The following is a 20,362-nucleotide window of genomic DNA, read 5'->3' as shown; positions in this document are numbered from 1 at the left end:
CCTAGACGGCGACGAGCCGGCGCGCGTAGTCGGCCGGGTCGAGCGGCCGGCCGAACAGGTAACCCTGCTGCATGTCGCAGCCGATCTGCTGCAGGAACCACGACTGCGCCTCGGTCTCGACGCCTTCCGCGGTGACCTTCATCCCGAGCGAATGCGCCATCGCGACGACGGCCTGCGTGATCGCGACCGAGTCGCGATGATCGGGCACGCCCGACACGAACGAACGGTCGACCTTCAGGTTGTGCAGCGGAAAACGCTTCAGGTACGCGAGCGACGAATAACCGGTGCCGAAGTCGTCGACCGAGATCCGCACGTTCATGTCCGTGAGCGCTTCGAGCATCGGCAGCACGGTGTCCGTGTCGTTCATCAGCAGTCCTTCGGTAATTTCCAGTTCGAGCGCCCCCGGATCGAGCCGCGTCTGTTCGAGGCAGCGGTCGACCGACTCGACGAGCCCCTCGTGGAACTGCCGCGGCGACAGGTTGACCGCCAGCATCAGGTCGGGGGCGATCGTGCGGCGCCATTCGGCGGCTTGCCGGCAGGCCGTTTCGAGCACCCACTGGCCGATCGCGACGATGAGCCCGGTATCTTCCGCGACCGGGATGAATTCCGCCGGCGACATCGGCCCGAGCTCGGGGCTCGTCCAGCGCAGCAGCGCTTCGGCGCCGACCGTGCGGCCGCTGCGCGCGTCGACGACCGGCTGATAGGCGAGCCGCAGCGCATCCGAGGCGATCGCGCGCCGCAGCGACTGCTCGATCGCGAAGCGGCGCTGCAGGCGCAGGTTCAACTGCGCGGTGAAGAACGTGAAGTGGTTGCGGCCGCGCTGCTTCGCGTCGTACATCGCGGAGTCGGCGTTGCGCATCAGCGTGACCGCATCGTCGCCGTCGCGCGGCGCGACGCTGATCCCGATCGACACGCCGAGCCAGTACTCGTTGTTCGCGATCGCGAACGGCTTCGCGATCGTGTCGATCACCTCGCGCGCGAGCACGGCGAGCGCGTCGGGATCGTCGCAGTCGTCGACGAGGATCACGAACTCGTCGCCGCCGACGCGCGTGAGCGCGTGGCGCCCGCCCGCGCACGCCGCGAGGCGCGCCGCGACGCTGCGCAACAGCGCGTCGCCGGCGTCGTGCCCGGCCGTGTCGTTGACCTTCTTGAAGCCGACGAGATCGATGAACAGGACCGCGACACGCGCGGGCCCGGCCGCCGCATCGCGCGCGCCGAACAGCTCGCGCATCCGGTCGGAGAGCCAGCGCCGGTTGTAGAGGCCCGTCAGCGCGTCGCGCGTCGCCAGGTAGCGCAGCTGCTGCTGTGCTTCACGCACGGGGCCGATGTCGTGAAACGACACCAGCACGGATTCGGGTTGCGTCTCGCCCGGCTTCACGATCGGCACCGCGTTGCCGCGCACCCAGATGACGTCGCCGTCGGCGAGCCCGAAGCCGACCGAGTAGTCGAGCTGCGGCGTGGCCGTGGTCAGCGCGCGCCGGCTCGGCCAGTCGTCGGGCGCGATCGGCGTGCCGTCCTCGTACAGCTTGTACAGGATCACCGTCGACAGCCGGCGGCCGACGAGGTCGCCCTTCGCGCGCATCATCCGGTTCGCGCTCGGATTGCTCGCGACCACCACGCCGTCGGGCGACACGACGAGAATCCCTTCGTTCAGGCTGTTGACGACCAGGCGGTGATGTTCCTCGCTGCGCACGAGCTGCCGCGCGATCCAGTCCTGGTGCACCGCGAGGCCGACGCTGTTGCCGATGTCGCGCAACAGGTCGGTTTCCGCATCGGTGGGCCGCCGCGGCGTCCGGTGGTAGACCGCGAACGCGCCGAGCACGTTGCCGGCTTCGTCCAGAAACGGCACCGACCAGCACGCGCGCAGGCCGAACGGCAACGCGAACGAACGAAAATCGGCCCACAGCGGATCGGTTTCGATGTCGTCGACGGCGACCATCCGGCGCTCGTACATCGCCGTGCCACACGAGCCCGCGGCGGGCCCGATCGACGCCCCGTCGATCGCCGCGCTGTACTGCGCGGGAAGCGACGGCGCGGCGCCGACGCGCACGTGCACGCCGTCCGCGTCGAGCAGCAGGATCGTGCACGAGGCGCCGTCGCCGAGCAGCGCCTCGGCGCGCCGGCAAACCTCGACGAGCAGTTCCGGCAGCGGTGTGTTGCGCGTGATCAGCCTCAGCACGCTCTGCTCGGATGCGAGCACTTCGGCTGCGAGGCCGAGGCTGTAGCGAGAACTTTGCGGTTCGGTATTCGACATGAATCCTGCCGTCAGTTCGACCGGGTCTGATGCGCCCGATTCGTTAGCGATGCTTCGTGCCGTTTTCCGCACCGGGATGACGTCGTGCCCCCGGTGCGTCCCCATTCGGGTGCGCCCCTGATGCGCACCAAAATACATTTAATACCAATCCGTGCAGCCCTGCGCGTCCCTGCGCATCAGGGGTTACGCGTGGTCGCGGCCGGCCTGTCGCCGGAACCCGATTCGTCTGATTACGCCGCCGTCAGTCCTTGCGGATATGTTCGGCGAGGAAGTCGATCAGCAGCCGCACGCACACACGCGTTGCGTGACTTGACCCGCCCGCGCCGGTCGGCCCGGGCGGGCGACGACACGGCCAGCCACGTTCGCGGATACGTGCTTCAATGTCGTTCGAACCGGCGTCGCGCGTTGTTACCACGCCGCGCATCGCGCCTCCCTCGACCGACCTTCACGGAATCCCATGACGAACCCTGCCGACATCAAGGCGCTCGTTTTCGACGTGTTCGGAACGATCGTCGACTGGAGAAACGGCGTCGCGCGCGAAGCCGCCACGTTCCTGGCGCGCCATGCGCCGGATCGCGATCCGTTCGAATTCGCCGATACATGGCGTCGCGAATATGCGCCGTCGATGGAGGAAATCCGCAGCGGGCGCAGGCGCTACGTGCGGCTCGACGTGCTGCATCGGGAGAACCTCGTGCGCACGCTCGACCGCTACGGGATCGACGGCGTGCCCGACGCGGAGATCGACGCGCTCAACCTCGCGTGGCACCGGCTCGATCCATGGCCCGATTCCGTCGCGGCGCTGCAGCGGCTGAAACAGCGCTACATCATCGCGCCGCTGTCGAACGGCAACATCCGGCTGATGGTCGACGTCGCGAAACACGGCGGCCTGCCGTGGGACGCGATTCTCGGCGCCGAAGTCGCGCACGCGTACAAGCCGTCGCCGAAGGTCTACACCGAAGCGGTCGAGATTCTCGGCGTCGAGCCGGCCGAGGTTTGCCTGGTCGCCGCGCACAACGGCGATCTGGCCGCCGCGCGGCAACTGGGGCTCGCGACCGCGTTCGTGCTGCGGCCGACCGAACACGGGCCGAACCAGACGTCGGATCTGAAAGCCGACGGCGCGTGGGATTTCGACGTCAAGAACCTGCACGAACTCGCGGACCGGCTCGGCTGTCCGGATTGACGCACGGCCGCGTGCCCGGAAGGCGATCACGATATGAACGCACGGGTCGTCACCGCGGCCCGGTTGCGTTCGTCCTCGTCGCCGATCGACACGGGACGGATCGCCCGTGACGCACCGCCGCGCTCAATCGCCGACGAATCGCAACTGCTCCGACTCCCCCATCAGCAATGCCCGGTTCGCGTCCGCCGCCGCGCGCAGGTAATCCCATAGCGCCGTCACGCGGCGCAGCTTGCGCAGGTCCTCGCGACACGTCAGCCAGAAGCACCGCGTGACCACCACGTCGTCCGGCAGCACCGGCACCAGCGCCGGCTGCGTGGCCGCCATGAAGCACGGCAGGATCGCGAGCGCGCCGCCCTGCAGCGCCGCGAACACCTGTGCGATCACGCTCGTCGTGCGCAATCCGGCGGTCGCGCCGGGCACCGCGCGCTCCAGATACAGCAGCTCGCTGCTGAACGCGAGATCGTCGACGTAGCTGATGAACGCATGCCGCGCGAGATCGTCGGTGCACGTGATCGGCGCGTGGCTCGCCAGATAGTCGCGCGTCGCATAGAGCCGCAACTGGTAATCGCACAGCTTCGTGACCACGTAAGGCCCGCGTTCGGGCCGCTCGAGCGTGATCGCCAGATCGGCCTCGCGCTTCGGCAGGTTGACGAAATGCGGGACCGGCAGCAGATCGACCGTCACGTGCGGATGCGCGACGCGAAACCGCGCAAGCTGCGGCGCGAGGAAAAAGCAGCCGAACCCTTCGGTCGACCCGATCCGCACGTGGCCCGACAGCGCCTCGCCGGTATTGGCGACCTGGTCGCACGCGGACTGTACGGTCGTCTCCATCGCGTCCGCGTACGCGACGAGCCGCTGCCCCTCGGCCGTCAGCGTGAAGCCGCCGGAGCGCGACTTGTCGAACAGCAGCGTGCCCATCGCGGCCTCGAGCGCGCGAATGCGCCGCGCGACGGTCGTGTAGTCGACGCCGAGCCGCTTCGCCGCCCCGCTCGCGCGCTGCGTGCGGGCGACTTCGAGGAAGAAGCGCAGGTCGTCCCAGTTCAGGTTGCCGGAAACCGGCTCGGTGGCATGTCGCATCGGCGGGAAAAAGGGCAGGAGTCTCCGGGCCGGCCGTCGATATGCATAAATGCACATCCAACCGGTTTTCTTGTCGGTACATCGTGGATCCGCGCATAACTATACTCGACCGTGACCTGCGGACCATGAGCCGCGGGCAATAAATACGGAGACACCATGCAGACGCGATCCACCCTCGATGAGCATGCCGCCGTCGCGACGCCGGCCCCCGCCCGCACCGCGAGGCACTACCTGCTGGCCGGCTGGGCCAGCATGGCCGGCACCACGATCGAGTGGTACGACTTCTTCCTCTACGGCACCGCCGCCGCGCTCGTGTTCAACCGCATCTTCTTCCCGTCGCTGGACCCCGTCGTCGGCACGCTCGCCGCGTTCGGCACGTTCGCGGTCGGCTTCATCGGGCGGCCGATGGGCGGCATCGTGTTCGGCCACTTCGGCGACCGCATCGGCCGCAAGTCGATGCTGATGATCACGCTGCTGCTGATGGGCGTGCCGAGCATGATCATCGGGCTGATCCCGTCGTACGACCGCATCGGCTACTGGGCCGCGGCCCTGCTGATCGCGATGCGCTTCCTGCAGGGGATGGCGGTCGGCGGCGAATGGGGCGGCGCGGTGCTGATGGCCGTCGAGCACGCGCCGAAGGGCCGCAAGGGGCTGTTCGGCAGCCTGCCGCAGACGGGTGTCGGGCTCGGGCTGATCCTGTCGTCGGTCGCGATGGCGGCGGTGGCCGCGCTGCCCGAAGCCGACATGCTGTCGTGGGGCTGGCGCGTGCCGTTCCTCGCGAGCATCGCGCTCGTCGGCCTCGGCTGGTTCATCCGCGCGAAGGTGCCCGAGTCGCCGGACTTCGAGAAGATGCAGCGCCAGGGCAAGGCCGAGAAGTCGCCGGTGACGGCCGCGCTGCGCCGCCATCCGCGCGAGGTGCTGACGATCGTCGGCGCGCGCGCCGCCGAGAACACGTGGTTCTACATGGTCGTCACGTTCGCGCTCGCCTATGCAACGCAGCAGCTGCATCTGCCGAAGGCCGACATGCTGCACGCGATCACGGCCGGCGCGGCGCTGTCGCTCGTCACGATGCCGCTGTGCGGGCATCTGAGCGACCGCATCGGCCAGCGCCGGATGTTCGCGATCGGCCTCGTGCTGATGTGCGCGTTCGCCGCGCCGTTCTTCATGATGCTCGGCACGCAGCAGACGTCGACCGCATGGTGGGCGATCGTGCTCGGCCTCGGCGTCGTGTTCCCGGTTCTTTATGCACCGGAGTCGCTGCTGTTCGCGCAGCAGTTCCCGGCGGAGATCCGCTACAGCGGCATCTCGCTGTCGGTGCAGCTCGCCGGCGTGATCGGCGGCGGCTTCGCGCCGATGATCGCGACGTCGCTGCTCAAGGCCGGCGGCGGCCAGCCGCACTACGTGATCGCGTACCTCGTCGGCTTCGGCGTGTTCGCGCTCGCGTGCACCGCACTGATGCGTCCGGCACGGACGTAACGCATCGACGCACGCCGGCCCGTCCTTACCCGGTTTCCATTCGACCTGCCGTCCGCCGTGGCCGAACGCGCGACGGACGCAGGGCACCCATTTTCCTCGCACCACCGTTTCCGGAGAGTTCCATGAACGCCGCAGTTCCCCAGACCACCCTCGCCCTGCCCACCGCCAAGCTGCTGATCGACGGCGCGTTCGTCGATTCGCAAAGCGCCGAATGGGGCGACATCGTCAACCCCGCGACGCAGGAAGCGATCGGCCGCGTGCCGTACGCGACGCTCGACGAGGTCGATGCCGCGATCGCGTCCGCGCAGCGCGCGTTCCAGACCTGGAAGACGACGCCGATCGGCGCGCGGCTGCGCATCATGCTGAAGTTCCAGGATCTGGTGCGCCGCAATCTCGAACGGATCGCGCACACGCTGACGGCCGAGCAAGGCAAGACGCTGCCCGATGCGCAGGGCGACATCTTCCGCGGCCTCGAAGTGGTCGAGCACGCATGCTCGATCGGCACGCTGCAGCAGGGCGAGTTCGCGGAGAACGTCGCGGGCGGCGTCGACACCTACACGCTGCGCCAGCCGATCGGCGTGTGCGCGGGCATCACGCCGTTCAACTTCCCCGGCATGATCCCGCTGTGGATGTTCCCGATGGCGATCGTGTGCGGCAACACGTTCGTGCTGAAACCGTCCGAGCAGGACCCGCTGTCGACGATGCAGCTCGTCGAGCTCGCGATCGAGGCCGGCGTGCCGAAGGGCGTGCTGAACGTCGTGCACGGCGGCAAGACGGTGGTCGACCGCCTCTGCACGCACCCGGACATCAAGGCGATCTCGTTCGTCGGCTCGACGCGCGTCGGCACGCACGTGTACAACCTCGGCAGCCAGCACGGCAAGCGCGTGCAGTCGATGATGGGCGCGAAGAATCACGCGGTCGTGCTGCCGGATGCGCATCGCGAGCAGTCGATCAACGCGCTGGTCGGCGCGGGCTTCGGCGCGGCCGGCCAGCGCTGCATGGCGACGTCGGTCGTCGTGCTGGTCGGCAAGGCGCGCGACTGGCTGCCCGATCTGGTCGAGAAGGCGAAGGCGCTGAAGGTCAACGCCGGTGCGGAAGCCGGCACGGACGTCGGCCCGGTCGTGTCGAAGGCGGCGAAGGCGCGCATCCTGTCGCTGATCGACGCGGGCGTGAAGGAAGGCGCGACGCTGCTGCTCGACGGCCGCGACGTGAAGGTGCCCGGCTACGAGCACGGCAACTTCGTCGGCCCGACGATCTTCTCGGGCGTGACGACCGACATGTCGATCTACACGGAAGAAATCTTCGGGCCGGTGGTGGTCGTGCTCGAAGCCGACACGCTCGACGACGCGATCGCGCTCGTCAACGCGAACCCGATGGGCAACGGCGTCGGCCTCTTCACGCAGAGCGGCGCGGCCGCGCGCAAGTTCCAGAGCGAAATCGACGTCGGCCAGGTCGGCATCAACATCCCGATCCCGGTGCCGGTCCCCTACTTCAGCTTCACGGGCTCGCGCGGCTCGAAGCTCGGCGATCTCGGCCCGTACGGCAAGCAGGTCGTGCAGTTCTACACGCAGACGAAGACGGTCACCGCGCGCTGGTTCGACGACGATGCGACGGCCGGCGGCGTGAACACGACGATCGCGTTGCGCTGAGCGCGAAGCATGGGACCGGGCTAAGCGCTGAAGCGCCAAGTTCGGTCGACCGCGAAGCATGGGACCGGTCTAAGCGCTAAAGCGCCAAGTCCAGTCGACCGCGAAGCATGGGACCGGACCAAGCGCTGAAGCGCCAAGTTCGGTCGACCGCGAAGCATGGGACCGGACTAAGCGCTGAAGCGCTAAGTCCGGTCGACACAGGAGCCTGTACATGGAAATTGCATTCATCGGACTCGGCAACATGGGCGGCCCCATGGCCGCCAACCTGCTCAAGGCCGGCCACACGCTGACGGTATTCGACCTCGATGCGAACGCGGTCGACGCCGCCGTGCATGCGGGCGCGACGGCGGCCGCGTCGCCGCGTGACGCGGCCGCCCGCGCGTCGCTGGTGATCACGATGCTGCCGGCCGCGCAGCACGTGCGCGCGGTTTATCTCGGCGACGACGGCGTGCTGGCCGGCGCGCGCGCCGGCGCGACGTTCGTCGACTGCAGCACGATCGATCCGGACACCGTGCGCGCACTGGCCGACGCCGCCGCGCAGCGCGACTTCCCGCTCGCCGATGCGCCGGTGTCGGGCGGCACCGGCGGCGCGCAGGCCGGCACGCTGACCTTCATGGTCGGCGCGGAAGGCGCGCTGTTCGAGCGCATCCGCCCGGCGCTGCTCGACATGGGGAAGAACGTCGTGCATTGCGGCGGCACGGGCACCGGGCAGATCGCGAAGATCTGCAACAACCTGCTGCTCGGGATCTCGATGATGGGCGTGTCGGAAGCAATGGCGCTCGGCGCCGCGCTCGGCATCGATCCGGCCGTGCTGGCCGGCATCATCAACACGTCGACCGGCCGCTGCTGGAGCTCGGACGCGTATAACCCGTACCCGGGCGTGAACGACGCGGCGCCCGCCGCGCGCGGCTACTCGGGCGGTTTCGCCGCGAACCTGATGCTGAAGGATCTCGGGCTCGCGACCGAAGCCGCGCGCAGCGCACGGCAGCCGGTATGGATGGGTGCGCTCGCGCAGCAGCTATATCAGTCGATGAGCCAGCAGGGGCTCGGCACGCTCGACTTCTCCGCGTGCGTGAAGCTGTACGAGGCACAGCCCGCGTAACGCGGCCGATGGACGTGCGTCGACCCGCGATGCCCGTCAACGGCATCGCGGGTCGATTCACTTCCGGAGCAGCGCGGGCGACGCGGCGCTTATCCGCGCGGGTTCGACGCCGTCTCGAAGGTCGGATGGCACTCGAACGCGAGTTCCGAGCGCGCGTCGACGCGGCGGCCGCCGGTCACCGACTCCTGCTTCAGGCTCGCGCGCATGCCGCGCTGCGTGCAGTAGTTGGTCGCTTCGTTGACGGCTTTTTCATGGGCGTCGGCCCACGTCGTCGACACGCCGAGCGTGCGCGTCGTCACGGTGAAGACGTTCGGGTTCGACGTCGTGGTCACGTCGGAGGCGGTCGAACACGCGGCGAGCAAGCATGCAGCGGCCGCGATGGTCAACCCTCGGAGGGATCGAAAAGGTACTGGGATGGACATGGGGGGCAAGCGCACGTCGATTCGACGGCATTGAGCAACATAGGCGACAGTATGCCTGCCCGATTGCCGGAGATCATGCCCTTTTCGGTGAACACATTGTTTCGAATGGTTAAACGATGGGTGTCCGCGGCAAGATTTACGGGGCCGCGACGCGCCCGGCGTTGCCGCCGCACCTCCGCCACACGGGCGCCCGCGCCGATTCCGTCGCGTGGGCACATCGCTTGCGACATCCATGCGCCCGCCGCCCCGGCGGACGGCAATTCCTTCCTTCAATCCGGCGCTGCGTACCGCGCGATGCCTCGCGCGGCGACACCGCATCGCAATCAGGTTCCCTGAATGAGAGGACGACAATGAAATCCATTCGAACAATAGCAGCCCTGTGCTCGGTCGTTTCCATGCTCGCGGCATGCGGCGGAGACGGCAACGACGTCGGCACCGAACTCGGCATCTCGAAACCGCAGGCGCGCTTCATCAACGCGGTGCCGGCCGGCCCGAATCTCGATTACTACCTGAATGCGAAGGTCGACGCGTCGGGTGTCGCGTACAAGGGCGTCACCCGCTATCACGACATCGACTCGGGCACGCAGACCGTCAGCTACGACGTATCGGGAACGACCACGACCGTCGCGTCGCAGTCGTTCGGCGCGGCGAACGGCCATCACTACACCACGATCGCGTTGCCGAGCACGTCGTCGGCGATTTCGGTGATCGACGACCCGTTCGACAAGAAGCTGCTGTCCGACAAGGCGCGCGTGCGCAGCTTCAACGCGTCGCCGAACGCGCAGAACGTCGACGTGTACGTCGTGCCTCCCGGCACCGACATCAACGCGCAAAGCCCGACGCTGGCGGGCGCCGCGTATCAGAACGCCGTGCCGGCATCCGGGCAGGATTCGGTCTACCTGAACGGCGGCAGCTACCAGGTGATCGTCACGACGGCCGGCAGCAAGTCGCCGATCCTGAAGACCGCACCCGTGAGCATCAACAACAACGCCGACTGGCTGCTGGTGACGATTCCGTCGGGCGGCATCGGCGACGTGACGCCGAACGACGTCCACGTGCTCGTCGCGCAAGGCAACGATGCGGACACGTCCGCGCAGGAACTCGGCCCGCAGTGACGGCCGTCGGCGGACCGCCGGCCGGCGGTCCGCCTCGCGTCCATCGATACGTCAGTCGGTCCGCTCGAGGCGGATCACGTGCTCGGCCCGCGTGCCGTCGCCGTGCTCGACATCGACGTCGCCGACATGGCGGACGCGCCAGCCCGGCCGCGTCGCGATTTGCGGCATGTTGCCGCCCGGGCGGCTCTCGATCCCGCCGAGCCCTTCGTCGGGCGTGTCGACCGCGTCGTCGAGCGACGCGTTCGAATAAATCACGTTGTCGTGCCATTCGGTCGCGCCTGCACGGGCCTCCAGGCCCTTGCCGTCGACGTCGACCGTGTTGTCCGTCATCGCCATGTTGGCGTTGTCGAGCGTGACGATCCGGCCGGCCGCGCGACGCACGGGGTCGCCGCTGTCGACCGCATGCGCGTCGACGTCGATCGGCGGCAGGCCGGTCGGCGTTTTCGCCGCGACCGCCTCCGGCGTCAGCGGATGCTTCGCGACTTCGGCAGCCTGGGTCGCCGCATCCGGCATGTCGCCGGCCGCCGGCGTCTTCACCGGGCTCTTCCTGATCTGTTCCCGCTGCTGTTCCGGGGTTGGGTTCGATTCCGCGTTCTGCATCGCACCTCCTGTTCCCGACGGCGCGCGCCGGCATGACGCGGCCGGCGCCGCTCCGGGAATCGCTACAACGGTCCTTGCAAATCTTTCACGCGCAGCGCGCTGCCCGCGCACGTCCCGCGACGCACGCGCCGAGCGGCATGGCGTGACGGCGGCGCACGGGCGATCCGCCCGCGCACGCCGCCCGCTCCCGCCGATCAACCGCCGCTTGCGCCCGTCGGCGCGGATGCCGCGCCCGGCATGCTCGCCGCGCCGCCGGCCGTGCCGCTGCCCGGCATGCCCGAGGGTGCGGTGGACGGCGCCGGCGCCATGCCGCCGGTAGCGCTCGTGTCCGAACTCGCGCCGGTGCCGGTGTCGCTCTTTTTCTGACAACCCGCACCCGCCGCCAGACCGGCGATCAGGATGCCGGCGAAGACGGCCCGCGATACGTGACGAATGGAATATCGCTGCATGACACCTCCGCTGATGTCGATGTGGATGGAGCTCTTCAATACGCAATTCGCGTGCCGCGCAGCCGATCCATCCCCATTCATTTTTCAAATGACGCCCAGCCGAATATTTAATTTCCCATCGCCGCGCCCGCCGCCCATACTCGCGAACAAATCCGAGACATAACGTCCACGGCGGCCGGCCCGCGCTGCGTGCACACGCTGCCGGTTCGCGCCCCGCACATGGAAGGAGACAAGGCGTGCAACTGGAAGCCATCCACCGCGCGGGCATCGTGCCCGGCGCGCACGACGCACTGCATCGAACCGATACGGCCGCGCGCGATCCCGCGTTGAGCCCGCGGCTGCACAACGCCGACCTCGCGCCGACCAAGGCCGAGGGCCGCACCTGGGGCCGCTACAGCATCTTTGCGCTCTGGACCAACGACGTGCACAACATCGCGAACTACTCGTTCGCGATCGGCCTGTTCGCGCTCGGCCTGTCGGGCTGGCAGATGCTCGCGTCGCTCGCGATCGGCGCCGTGCTCGTGTATTGCTTCATGAACCTCACCGGCTACATGGGCCAGAAGACCGGCGTGCCGTTCCCGGTGATCAGCCGGATGAGCTTCGGCATCTACGGCGCGCTCTTGCCCGCGATGATTCGCGCGGTGATCGCCATCGCATGGTTCGGAATCCAGACCTATCTCGCATCGGTCGTGCTGCGCGTGCTGCTCACCGCGATCTGGCCGGGCCTCGCCGCCTTCGACCACGATGCGATCCTCGGGCTGTCGACGCTCGGCTGGATCACGTTCGTCGCGATCTGGCTGGTTCAGATCGGCATCCTGACTTACGGCATGGAGATGGTCCGCAAGTACGAGGGGCTCGCCGGCCCGGTCATTCTCGTCACGACGCTGTCGCTCGCCGCGTGGATGTTCAGCCGCACCGGCGGCCATCTCGCGATGTCGATCGGCAAGCCGATGACCGGCCTGAAGATGTGGACCGAGGTGTTCGCGGGCGGCTCGCTGTGGCTCGCGATCTACGGCACGCTGGTGCTCAACTTCTGCGATTTCGCGCGCTCGTCGCCGAGTGCGAAGACGGTGCGGGTCGGCAACTTCTGGGGCCTGCCGGTGAACATCGTGGTGTTCGCGGCGATCAGCTTCGTGCTCGCGGGCGCGCAGTTCAAGCTGAACGGCCAGATCATCCACAGCCCGACGGAAATCATCGCCACGGTGCCGAACAAGCTGTTCCTCGTGCTCGGCTGCCTCGCGTTCCTGATCGTGACGGTCGCGGTGAACATCATGGCGAACTTCGTCGCACCGGCCTTCGTGCTGACGAGCCTCGCGCCGCACCGCCTGACGTTCCGCCGCGCGGGCCTGATCAGCGCGACGGTCGCGGTGCTGATCCTGCCGTGGAACCTGTACAACAGCCCGATCGTGATCGTCTACTTCCTGTCCGGCCTCGGCGCGCTGCTCGGCCCGCTGTACGGCATCATCACCGTCGACTACTGGCTCGTGCGCAAGCAGCGCGTGAACGTACCGGATCTCTATACCGAAGCGCCGACCGGCGCCTATTTCCATACGCGCGGCGTGAACCGCAAGGCGCTCGCGGCCCTGGTGCCGTCCGCGCTGATCTCGATCGCGCTCGCCGTCGTGCCGGCCTTCGGCGCGATGACGCCGTTCTCCTGGCTGCTCGGCGCGGCCGTCGCGGGCGGCGTGTACTGGCTGACGGCCGATCGCAAACGGCAATACGAGGAGCGCTCGGGCGAACACATCGCGGTCGCCTGCGCCCGACACTGAACACAGCATACGGAGTGCACCGATGAGAATCCTGGTAGTCAACGTCAACACGACCGAATCGATCACCGACGCCATCGCCGCGCAGGCGCGCGCCGCCGCGTCGCCCGGCACGGAGATCGTCGGGCTGACGCCGCGCTTCGGCGCGGAGTCGGTCGAGGGCAACTTCGAAAGCTACCTCGCGGCGATCGCCGTGATGGACCGCGTGTTGCGCTACGACGAGCCGTACGACGCGGTGATCCAGGCCGGCTACGGCGAACACGGCCGCGAAGGGCTGCAGGAACTGCTGACGGTGCCCGTCGTCGACATCACCGAAGCGGCCGCGAGCGTCGCGATGCTGCTCGGCCACCGCTATTCGGTCGTCACGACGCTCGACCGCACGGTGCCGCTGATCGAGGATCGCCTGAAGCTCGCCGGGCTCGATGCGCGCTGCGCATCGGTGCGCGCGAGCGGCCTCGCGGTGCTCGAACTCGAGGAGAACCCGGCCCGCGCGATCGAGTCGATCGTCGACCAGGCCGCGCGCGCGGTGAAGGACGATCACGCGGAAGTGATCTGCCTCGGCTGCGGCGGGATGGCCGGCCTCGACCGGCAGATCGAGGAATGCACGGGCGTGCCGGTCGTCGACGGCGTGTCGGCCGCGGTCGCGCTTGCCGAATCGCTGGTGCGCCTGAAGCTGAAGACGTCGAAGGTCCGCACGTATGCGCCGCCGCGTCCGAAGCGGATCGTCGGCTGGCCGGGCACCTTCGCCAAATGACGGGCCGCGCGAACGCGTAGCGACATGCGGGACGCACCGGAGCCGAACGGCGTTGCCCTCGACGCGTCCGACGCAACGGGCGCGCTCGACGTGCTGGACGCGCGGCTGATGCGCATCCTGCTCGTGCTGCTCACCGAGCGCACCGTGTCGCGCGCGGCCGTGCGGCTGAACATGTCGCAGCCGGCGACGAGCGCCGCGCTCAAGCGCCTGCGCACGCTGCTCGGCGATCCGCTGCTGGTGCGCAGCCGCTACGGGATGGTGCCGACCGAATTCGGCGCGCGGCTGATCGAGCCGCTGCGCAACGCGCTGCGCGTGATCGACTTCATCCGCATCCAGCAGCCGACCTTCGACGCGCGCACGTCGGTGCGCACTTACCGGATCGGCTGCCCCGACTACCTGAACGTGCTGTTCGTGCCGAAGCTCGTCGCGCTGTTCCGCGAACGCGCACCGAACGCGCAGCTCGTGTTTCATCCGCTCGGCGACGGCTTCGACGACGAACGGGCACTCGCCGACGGCGAGCTCGACGTCGTGATCGACAACCGCCCTGCCCGCTCGTCGCGGTTCCGGCAGGACGACCTGTTCGACGATCGCGTCGTATGCCTGATGCGCGCGACGCATCCGCTCGCGCGGCGCGGCGCGATGACGGCCGCCGACTTCGCGCAGGCGCCGCAACTGTGCCCGACGCCGTCGTGGCTCGAAGCGTCCGGCGCGATCGACCGGCAGCTCGAACGCGTCGGCTTGCAACGGCGGATCGTCGTCACGCTGCCGCACTTCGAACTCGCCGCGCATGCGCTGGTGCGCTCCGATCTGATCCTGACCACCACGTACCGGCTCGCGCGCCACTACGCGAAGCTGCTGCCGCTCGGCACGGTCGCGCTGCCGGCCGAGCCGCCCGACATCGTGTACCGGATGACGTGGAACGAATCGGGATCGTGCGTGGACGGTGTGCGCTGGCTGCGCGGGCTGATCGCCGAGGCGACGCGCGGCTGGCTCGATGCGGAGGCCGCACGGCCGGCCGTTGCGGCGGTCGCCGCGAACGCGAATGCGGATGCGGACGCGCGAACGAACGCGCCGATCATCGATGCCCCGCCCGAGCCGACGCGGCGCACACGCCGCCGGCAGGCGACGCACTGCGGTGCATCGCAGCGACCGCACGTCGCGCGCGCTGCGCGCATCCATCGCCTCGCGATGAAATCGCGCTGAACCGCGGGCTCGACGACGCCGCGTCGGCGTGTGCAACGGGCGGTGCACGCATCGCGGAACGCGTCACGCATCGCGCATCGGTTGCGCAAGCAACGTGTATGCAATGGCGGCGACAGCCAGCGCGAGCACGCCGCTCACCGTCAGCGCGGCGGCGAATCCGCTCGCGAAGGCCGCGGGCGCCGCGTCGGCGAGCGTGCGCGCGGCCGACGGCGGCACGTGCGCCAGCGCCTGCCCGAGATCGCCGGCCAGCAGGCTCGACATGAATGGCGCATCGACGAACGCGCGCACGTCCGCCACGGCGGACAACATCCGGTCGAGTCGCGCGTGCGTGCTGGCGGCCAGCACCGCGCCGAGCACGCCGACGGCCGTCACGATCGCCGAGAAGCGGGTGGTCGTGCTGATGCCCGACGCCATTCCGGTCCGGTTCGGCGGCACGCACGCCATGATGGCCTTCTGCGTGTCGCCGTTCATGATGCCGGCACCGCAGCCCGTCACGAACATCCCGAGCGCGACGAGCCGGTAGTCGCCGCTGGCGGTCAGCGCCGCGGTCGCGAGATTGCCCGCGCCGATCAGTGCGAGTCCGCCCGCCAGCACGCCGCCGGACGACACACGCGACGCGAGCATGCCGCCGAGCGACGGTCCCGCGATCATCGCGAACGCGAACGGCAACATCCCGAGCCCCGCGTCGATCGCCGACATTCCGAACGCGTTCTGCAGGTACAGCGGCAGGAACGTCATCATCACCTGCGCGCACGCCGCGTAGCCGAACATCGCGAGCACGGCGCCGACGAAGCGCGGCTGGCGGAACAGCGCGAGATCGATCATCGGCCGCGCCTGCCAGCGCTCCGCGCCGATGAACGCGGCCAGCAGCGCGCCGGCGAGCGCGAACCGGCCGAGCGTCGCGGCCGACAGCCAGCCGTGCGACGGCGCGCCGATCAGCGCCGCGATCGCGCACGCGAGCGCCGTGCCGAACAGCAGGCTGCCCGCGGCGTCGACCCGTTTCGCATGCGGATCGCGCGACTCGTCGATCGCCACGCGCGCGCCGACCGCGAGCAGCGCGCACACCGGCAAGTTCAGCAGGAACACCCAGCGCCAGCCGATCCACTGCGTGATCGCGCCGCCGACCAGCGGCGCGACGGCCGTCGCGATCCCCATGCACATTCCCCAGATCGCCCACGCGCGGGCGCGTTCGCGCCCGTCCGGAAAGCGGTTCGCGATCACCGCGAGCGCGGCTGTCAGCAAGAGCGCGGCCCCGCCCCCCTTCACCGCGCGCGCGGCGATCAGCCAGCCGGCCGACGGCGCGATCCCGCACCCGAGCGACGCGAGCGCAAAGAGCGCGAGCCCCGCGCCGAGCATGCGTTTGCGCCCGAAGCGATCCGCGAGCCCGCCGGCCGGCAGCAGGCATGCGGCGAACGCGGTCATGTAGGCGCTCACGACCCACTCGATGTCGGCGAAACTCGCATGAAAGCTGCGCGCGACACTCGGCAGCGACACGGCGACGACGTTCGTGTCGAGCACGATCAGCGAGCACGTCGCCGAGGCGACCGCGAGCGTCGCGGCGGCCGGCAGGCGGGCATGCGCATGCGCGGCGGCGGGCGCGCCCGCGCGCGGGGCGGGAGAAGACTGGGACATCGACGGGCTCCGAAGCAAGAGGAACGAGCCGTATGCTAGGCTGGCCCCGTATTGCCTGTCATTGACATACCCATGCAGTTTCATTGACGAAAATCGCAATCATGAATCCGCTCGAATTCCGTCACGTGCGCGCGTTCCTGGCCGTCGCGCAGCACCTGCATTTCGCCCGCGCGGCCGATGCGCTCGACATGGCGCCGCCCGCGCTCACGCGGCAGATCCAGGAAGCCGAGCGGGTGCTCGGCGTGCGGCTGTTCCAGCGCTCGCGCCGCGCGGTCACGCTGACGGCGGCCGGCGAGGCGTTTCTCGCCGAGGCGAGCGCCGCGTTCGAGCATCTGCAGCGCGGGCGCGAACTCGCGACGCTCGCCGAGCGCGGCGAGCTCGGTCGCCTCGAGATCGGCTATGTGTCGTCGGCCGTCTATTCGGGCACGCTGCAGCGCACGGTCGGCGCGTTCCGCGCCGCGCATCCGCGTATCGAGCTGAACCTGCGCGAGGTGCCGATGGACGACGTCGCGAAGCAGCTCGACACGGGCCGGCTCGACCTCGCATACGTGCGCCCGCCGTTGCCGCTGCCGGGCGGGCTGCGGATCGTCACGCTGCAACGCGACGTGTTCGTCGCGGCGGTGCCGGCCGATTCGCGTTACGCGGCGATGACCGCCGTGCGCGCCGCCGATCTCGCCGACGCACGCTTCGCGGTGCCGGAACAGGAACGCGGCACGCTCGAAGTCGCACGCCGCGGCCGCTTCGCGCCGGTGATCGCGGCGCGGCCGGGCGGGTTGCTCGCGGTGCTCGCGTGCGTGTCGGTGAACGGCTGGGTCGCCGTGATCCCGGACGCGCTCGCCGGCTGCGTGTCGTTGCCGGGCGTCGTGTACCGGCCGATCGCCGGCAAGCCGATCATGTCCGAACTCGCGCTCGCGCATCGGCGCTTCGAAAAGGCGCCCGCGGTGCGCGCCTTCCTGCGCACCGTTCCGGCCGCTGGCTAGGGCCTGTTCGCGCCAGCAACGGACTGGCGCCGCCCCGCCGCCGTCGAGCATGCGTCGAGGGCGGCCGCGGCGTTGGCTTCTCCACACCGCCACTCCCCACCCTCGCGTGAATAAGCATTTCGCGATTCGATGTTTGCCGGCGCGAAACCGATTCCGTAATCTGCCCGGCAGCCGCGCGGCTTGCGCGCGGATCACCGAGGACCTGCCGCCGATGACTTCGCCCCCCGCCCCGGCCCGCCGCCGCGCCCTGCTGCGCGTGGCCGCCCTGGCCGCCGCACCGCTGGCCGGCGCCGCCGCATTGCCCGTGCGCGCGGCCGGCCCCGACCTGTCGAACGTCACGCTGGTGCTCGGCGACCAGGCCGGCGGCCTGCGCGCGCTGGCCGAAGCCGCGCGCGTGCTCGACGGCGTGCCGTACCGGTTTCGCTGGGCGAATTTCCAGGGCGCGGCACCGTTGTTCGAAGCGCAGCGCGCGGGCGCGATCGATCTCGCGCCGGCCGGCGACCTGCCCGTGTTGACGGCCGCGCTCGGCGATCCGGCGCTGCGGATCGTCGCGACGCGCGTCGGCTCGCCGACGTCGCTCGGCATCGTCGTGCAGCCCGATTCGCCGGTGCGCACCGTCGCCGACCTGAAGGGGCGCACTGTCGTCGTGTCGTCGGCGCGCGGCAGCATCTCGCAATACCAGCTGTATGGCGCGCTGCGCGAACACGGCCTCGCACCGGGCGACGTCGACGTGCGCTTCGTGCTGCCGGTCGATGCGTTCGCCGCATTCGAGGCGAAGCAGATCGGCATCTGGGCGACCTTCGATCCGTATTACGGACACGTGGTGCGGCGCGGTGCGCGCATCGTGCGCGACGGCAGCGGGATCAATTCGGGGCTCGCGTTCCTCACGTCGCCCGTCGACACGCTCGACGATCGGTCCAAGCGCGCGGCGCTGTCGGACGTGCTCGCGCGCCTGACCCGCGCCGGCCAGTGGGCCTTGTCGCACCCTGTCGATTACGCGGCCGTCTATGCGTCGCTCACGCGCCTGCCGCGCGATGCGGCCGCCGACATCGTCCGCCGCGCGGCGCTCGCGCAGCGAGGCGTCACCGGCGCGGACATCGACGTGCTGCAACGGGTCGCCGACCGTGCCGCCGCGGACGCGATCCTGCCGAAGCGCGTCGACGTCGCGTCGATCGCGATACGCAACCTGTCGGCCGCCTGATCGGTTTCGCGCGCGCTCAGCGCGGTTTCGACACCGGCGTGCCGCCCGGTTCGCGAATGACCGTGCACCGTGCTGCGTCGACGCGCGGCACGCCGAGGTCTTCCGCCATCGCCCCCCAGAAATCGAGCGGCGCACCGGCCAGATCCTGAACCTGCATCGCGCCCTCCAGCGGTCTTGAAAACGCCATCCTGGCGCCGCCGTCCGATGTTTTCCCCAGCAAACCGGCCAGGCGTGCAAATCCACCGATACGTGTTACGAATCGGCGATTCCTGCCTACAATGAACGCAATGCCTGTCGTCCGGTACGCGGTGGACGAACAGGCCGGAACCGACTTCACGCCGAACCGGGCCGGGCCCGCTCGGCGAACGACGACCGGAACCATACGGTGCAGCGCAGGCCGGATCTCTCGGGGGAACCGCAGCATGTCCACGCACGCCAGGAAGCCGCTGATATCGCTCGTCGTGCCGTTTCACGACGAAGAGGAAACGATCGACGCATTCTTTGCAGAAACGCTGCCCGTTCTCGAGTCGGTCGCCGGGGTGCGCTTCGAGATCGTCTGCATCAACGACGGCAGCCGCGACCGCACGCTCGACCGGCTGGTCGCGGTCGCCGCACGCGACCCGCGCGTGCACGTCGTGGATCTCACGCGCCGCTTCGGCAAGGAAGCGGCGCTCACCGCGGGCCTCGACGAGGCCGCCGGCGCCGCGGTGATCCTGATCGACGCCGACCTGCAGGACCCGCCCGCGCTGATTCCCGCGATGATCGAACACTGGCGCGGCGGCGCCGAAGTCGTCGCCGCGAAACGCACCGACCGGATGTGCGATCCGTACCTGCAGCGCGCGGCGGCGGCACTTTACTATCGCGTGCACAATGCGCTGTCCGAAGTCGAAATGCCGGAAAACGTCGGCGATTTCCGCCTGATGGATCGCGAGGTCGTCGATGCGCTGCGCGCGCTGCCGGAGCGGCGGCGGTTCATGAAGGGGCTGTTCGCGTGGGTCGGCTTTCGCACCGCGATCGTCGAATACACGCGCGCGCCGCGCAGCGGCGGCCGCTCGAAGTTCTCCGGATGGCGCCGCTGGAACTTCGCGCTCGAGGGCATCACGAGCTTCAGCACCGTGCCGCTGCGCGTGTGGACTTACGTCGGCCTCACGTTCGCGATGCTGTCGCTCGTGTACGGCGCGTTCATCGTGGTGCGAACGCTGCTGTTCGGCAATCCGGTGCATGGCTACCCGTCGCTGATTTCCGTCGTGCTGTTCGTCGGCGGCATCCAGTTGATCGGTATCGGCGTGATCGGCGAATACCTCGGCCGGATCTATCACGAGTCCAAGCAGCGCCCCGTCTATCTCGTGAGGCGACGCTATCGTGCCGAGCGCGATGCCGCCGGGCAGCCGGCATCGAAGCTGCTGCAGTTCCCGCTGAAGCGCGCGAACGCCGCGCGCCGCCGGACGGCGCTGCCGGCGGCAACCGGCGTCGCCGCTCGCAAGGCGTCGTTCAAGTAGAAC

General features: G+C 69.3%; 18 protein-coding genes. 11 read left to right on the top strand and 7 right to left on the bottom strand.

What is annotated here, in order from left to right:
• Position 1: 1 nt before the first annotated feature.
• Positions 2-2,254: a bifunctional diguanylate cyclase/phosphodiesterase gene (locus WS46_RS06490; RefSeq protein WP_059689830.1), complete on the bottom strand. Its 2,253-nt coding sequence runs from the start codon at positions 2,252-2,254 to the stop codon at positions 2-4.
• Positions 2,255-2,711: 457 nt separating this feature from the next.
• On the opposite strand from WS46_RS06490, the gene WS46_RS06485 reads away from it, so the two are divergent.
• Entirely contained in the window at positions 2,712-3,434 is a 723-nt protein-coding gene (locus WS46_RS06485; RefSeq protein ID WP_059689827.1) for a haloacid dehalogenase type II, read from the top strand.
• A 123-nt stretch (positions 3,435-3,557) separates the two neighbouring features.
• On the opposite strand, the gene WS46_RS06480 is transcribed toward WS46_RS06485, so the two are convergent.
• Entirely contained in the window at positions 3,558-4,511 is a 954-nt protein-coding gene (locus WS46_RS06480; RefSeq protein WP_059524887.1) for a LysR family transcriptional regulator, read from the bottom strand.
• Between the two features lie 156 nt (positions 4,512-4,667).
• Between WS46_RS06480 and WS46_RS06475 the strand changes: the two genes are divergently transcribed.
• The 3 genes from WS46_RS06475 (at position 4,668) to mmsB (ending at position 8,738) form a co-directional block, all read left to right on the top strand.
• The gene (locus WS46_RS06475; RefSeq protein ID WP_059689826.1) at positions 4,668-5,987 is read left to right on the top strand and encodes an MFS transporter; all 1,320 of its coding nucleotides are present in this window, start codon (positions 4,668-4,670) and stop codon (positions 5,985-5,987) included.
• Positions 5,988-6,109: 122 nt separating this feature from the next.
• Positions 6,110-7,636, top strand: a complete 1,527-nt coding sequence (locus WS46_RS06470) for a CoA-acylating methylmalonate-semialdehyde dehydrogenase (protein ID WP_059524883.1) — start codon at positions 6,110-6,112, stop codon at positions 7,634-7,636.
• A gap of 211 nt (positions 7,637-7,847) precedes the next feature.
• Entirely contained in the window at positions 7,848-8,738 is an 891-nt protein-coding gene (gene mmsB / locus WS46_RS06465; protein ID WP_059689824.1) for a 3-hydroxyisobutyrate dehydrogenase, read from the top strand.
• An 89-nt stretch (positions 8,739-8,827) separates the two neighbouring features.
• On the opposite strand, the gene WS46_RS06460 is transcribed toward mmsB, so the two are convergent.
• Positions 8,828-9,160: a hypothetical protein gene (locus WS46_RS06460; protein WP_059524879.1), complete on the bottom strand. Its 333-nt coding sequence runs from the start codon at positions 9,158-9,160 to the stop codon at positions 8,828-8,830.
• 350 nt (positions 9,161-9,510) lie between these two features.
• On the opposite strand from WS46_RS06460, the gene WS46_RS06455 reads away from it, so the two are divergent.
• Positions 9,511-10,275: a DUF4397 domain-containing protein gene (locus WS46_RS06455; protein WP_059524878.1), complete on the top strand. Its 765-nt coding sequence runs from the start codon at positions 9,511-9,513 to the stop codon at positions 10,273-10,275.
• A gap of 51 nt (positions 10,276-10,326) precedes the next feature.
• Here WS46_RS06455 and WS46_RS06450 read toward each other — a convergent pair whose 3' ends face one another.
• Positions 10,327-10,875 carry a DUF3005 domain-containing protein gene (locus tag WS46_RS06450; RefSeq protein WP_059689821.1) on the bottom strand — a complete coding sequence of 183 codons (549 nt, stop codon included), beginning with the start codon at positions 10,873-10,875 and terminating at the stop codon, positions 10,327-10,329.
• 194 nt (positions 10,876-11,069) lie between these two features.
• Positions 11,070-11,324, bottom strand: a complete 255-nt coding sequence (locus WS46_RS06445) for a hypothetical protein (protein ID WP_059524876.1) — start codon at positions 11,322-11,324, stop codon at positions 11,070-11,072.
• 236 nt (positions 11,325-11,560) lie between these two features.
• On the opposite strand from WS46_RS06445, the gene WS46_RS06440 reads away from it, so the two are divergent.
• Genes WS46_RS06440 through WS46_RS06430 form a run of 3 tightly spaced genes read left to right on the top strand, consistent with a single transcriptional unit; the run spans position 11,561 to position 15,047 of the window.
• Complete coding sequence (locus WS46_RS06440) at positions 11,561-13,093, top strand: NCS1 family nucleobase:cation symporter-1 (protein WP_082721904.1); 1,533 nt, start codon at positions 11,561-11,563, stop codon at positions 13,091-13,093.
• 22 nt (positions 13,094-13,115) lie between these two features.
• A complete protein-coding gene (locus WS46_RS06435) occupies positions 13,116-13,844 on the top strand; it encodes an aspartate/glutamate racemase family protein (RefSeq protein ID WP_059689818.1) in 729 nt (242 codons plus the stop codon).
• A gap of 24 nt (positions 13,845-13,868) precedes the next feature.
• A complete protein-coding gene (locus tag WS46_RS06430; protein ID WP_059524872.1) occupies positions 13,869-15,047 on the top strand; it encodes a LysR family transcriptional regulator in 1,179 nt (392 codons plus the stop codon).
• Positions 15,048-15,110: 63 nt separating this feature from the next.
• On the opposite strand, the gene WS46_RS06425 is transcribed toward WS46_RS06430, so the two are convergent.
• Complete coding sequence (locus tag WS46_RS06425; RefSeq protein ID WP_059689816.1) at positions 15,111-16,679, bottom strand: MFS transporter; 1,569 nt, start codon at positions 16,677-16,679, stop codon at positions 15,111-15,113.
• Between the two features lie 101 nt (positions 16,680-16,780).
• Between WS46_RS06425 and WS46_RS06420 the strand changes: the two genes are divergently transcribed.
• A complete protein-coding gene (locus WS46_RS06420) occupies positions 16,781-17,659 on the top strand; it encodes a LysR family transcriptional regulator (protein ID WP_059524865.1) in 879 nt (292 codons plus the stop codon).
• Positions 17,660-17,870: 211 nt separating this feature from the next.
• The gene (locus WS46_RS06415) at positions 17,871-18,860 is read left to right on the top strand and encodes an ABC transporter substrate-binding protein (protein ID WP_059690199.1); all 990 of its coding nucleotides are present in this window, start codon (positions 17,871-17,873) and stop codon (positions 18,858-18,860) included.
• Positions 18,861-18,876: 16 nt separating this feature from the next.
• Here WS46_RS06415 and WS46_RS35095 read toward each other — a convergent pair whose 3' ends face one another.
• Positions 18,877-19,017, bottom strand: coding sequence for a hypothetical protein (locus WS46_RS35095; RefSeq protein ID WP_156443084.1), 141 nt, complete (start codon positions 19,015-19,017; stop codon positions 18,877-18,879).
• A 265-nt stretch (positions 19,018-19,282) separates the two neighbouring features.
• Between WS46_RS35095 and WS46_RS06410 the strand changes: the two genes are divergently transcribed.
• Positions 19,283-20,359, top strand: a complete 1,077-nt coding sequence (locus WS46_RS06410) for a glycosyltransferase family 2 protein (RefSeq protein WP_059524863.1) — start codon at positions 19,283-19,285, stop codon at positions 20,357-20,359.
• The last annotated feature ends 3 nt before the right edge of the window (positions 20,360-20,362 follow it).

Origin of the sequence: Burkholderia sp. RF4-BP95 (assembly GCF_001521985.1) — a bacterium.
GTDB classification, from domain to species: Bacteria; Pseudomonadota; Gammaproteobacteria; order Burkholderiales; family Burkholderiaceae; genus Burkholderia; species Burkholderia diffusa.
The sequence above is the reverse complement of the archived record's forward strand: the minus strand, read 5'-3'. Positions and strand labels throughout refer to the sequence as shown.

Bases quoted from the DNA above. Each gene is read 5' to 3' on its own strand.
- WS46_RS06490 (WP_059689830.1), bottom strand. From the start codon at position 2,254: ATGTCGAATACCGAACCGCAAAGTTCTCGCTACAGCCTCGGCCTCGCA.
- WS46_RS06485 (WP_059689827.1), top strand. From the start codon at position 2,712: ATGACGAACCCTGCCGACATCAAGGCGCTCGTTTTCGACGTGTTCGGA.
- WS46_RS06480 (WP_059524887.1), bottom strand. From the start codon at position 4,511: ATGCGACATGCCACCGAGCCGGTTTCCGGCAACCTGAACTGGGACGAC.
- WS46_RS06475 (WP_059689826.1), top strand. From the start codon at position 4,668: ATGCAGACGCGATCCACCCTCGATGAGCATGCCGCCGTCGCGACGCCG.
- WS46_RS06470 (WP_059524883.1), top strand. From the start codon at position 6,110: ATGAACGCCGCAGTTCCCCAGACCACCCTCGCCCTGCCCACCGCCAAG.
- mmsB (WP_059689824.1), top strand. From the start codon at position 7,848: ATGGAAATTGCATTCATCGGACTCGGCAACATGGGCGGCCCCATGGCC.
- WS46_RS06460 (WP_059524879.1), bottom strand. From the start codon at position 9,160: ATGTCCATCCCAGTACCTTTTCGATCCCTCCGAGGGTTGACCATCGCG.
- WS46_RS06455 (WP_059524878.1), top strand. From the start codon at position 9,511: ATGAAATCCATTCGAACAATAGCAGCCCTGTGCTCGGTCGTTTCCATG.
- WS46_RS06450 (WP_059689821.1), bottom strand. From the start codon at position 10,875: ATGCAGAACGCGGAATCGAACCCAACCCCGGAACAGCAGCGGGAACAG.
- WS46_RS06445 (WP_059524876.1), bottom strand. From the start codon at position 11,324: ATGCAGCGATATTCCATTCGTCACGTATCGCGGGCCGTCTTCGCCGGC.
- WS46_RS06435 (WP_059689818.1), top strand. From the start codon at position 13,116: ATGAGAATCCTGGTAGTCAACGTCAACACGACCGAATCGATCACCGAC.
- WS46_RS06430 (WP_059524872.1), top strand. From the start codon at position 13,869: ATGCGGGACGCACCGGAGCCGAACGGCGTTGCCCTCGACGCGTCCGAC.
- WS46_RS06425 (WP_059689816.1), bottom strand. From the start codon at position 16,679: ATGTCCCAGTCTTCTCCCGCCCCGCGCGCGGGCGCGCCCGCCGCCGCG.
- WS46_RS06420 (WP_059524865.1), top strand. From the start codon at position 16,781: ATGAATCCGCTCGAATTCCGTCACGTGCGCGCGTTCCTGGCCGTCGCG.
- WS46_RS06415 (WP_059690199.1), top strand. From the start codon at position 17,871: ATGACTTCGCCCCCCGCCCCGGCCCGCCGCCGCGCCCTGCTGCGCGTG.
- WS46_RS35095 (WP_156443084.1), bottom strand. From the start codon at position 19,017: ATGCAGGTTCAGGATCTGGCCGGTGCGCCGCTCGATTTCTGGGGGGCG.
- WS46_RS06410 (WP_059524863.1), top strand. From the start codon at position 19,283: ATGTCCACGCACGCCAGGAAGCCGCTGATATCGCTCGTCGTGCCGTTT.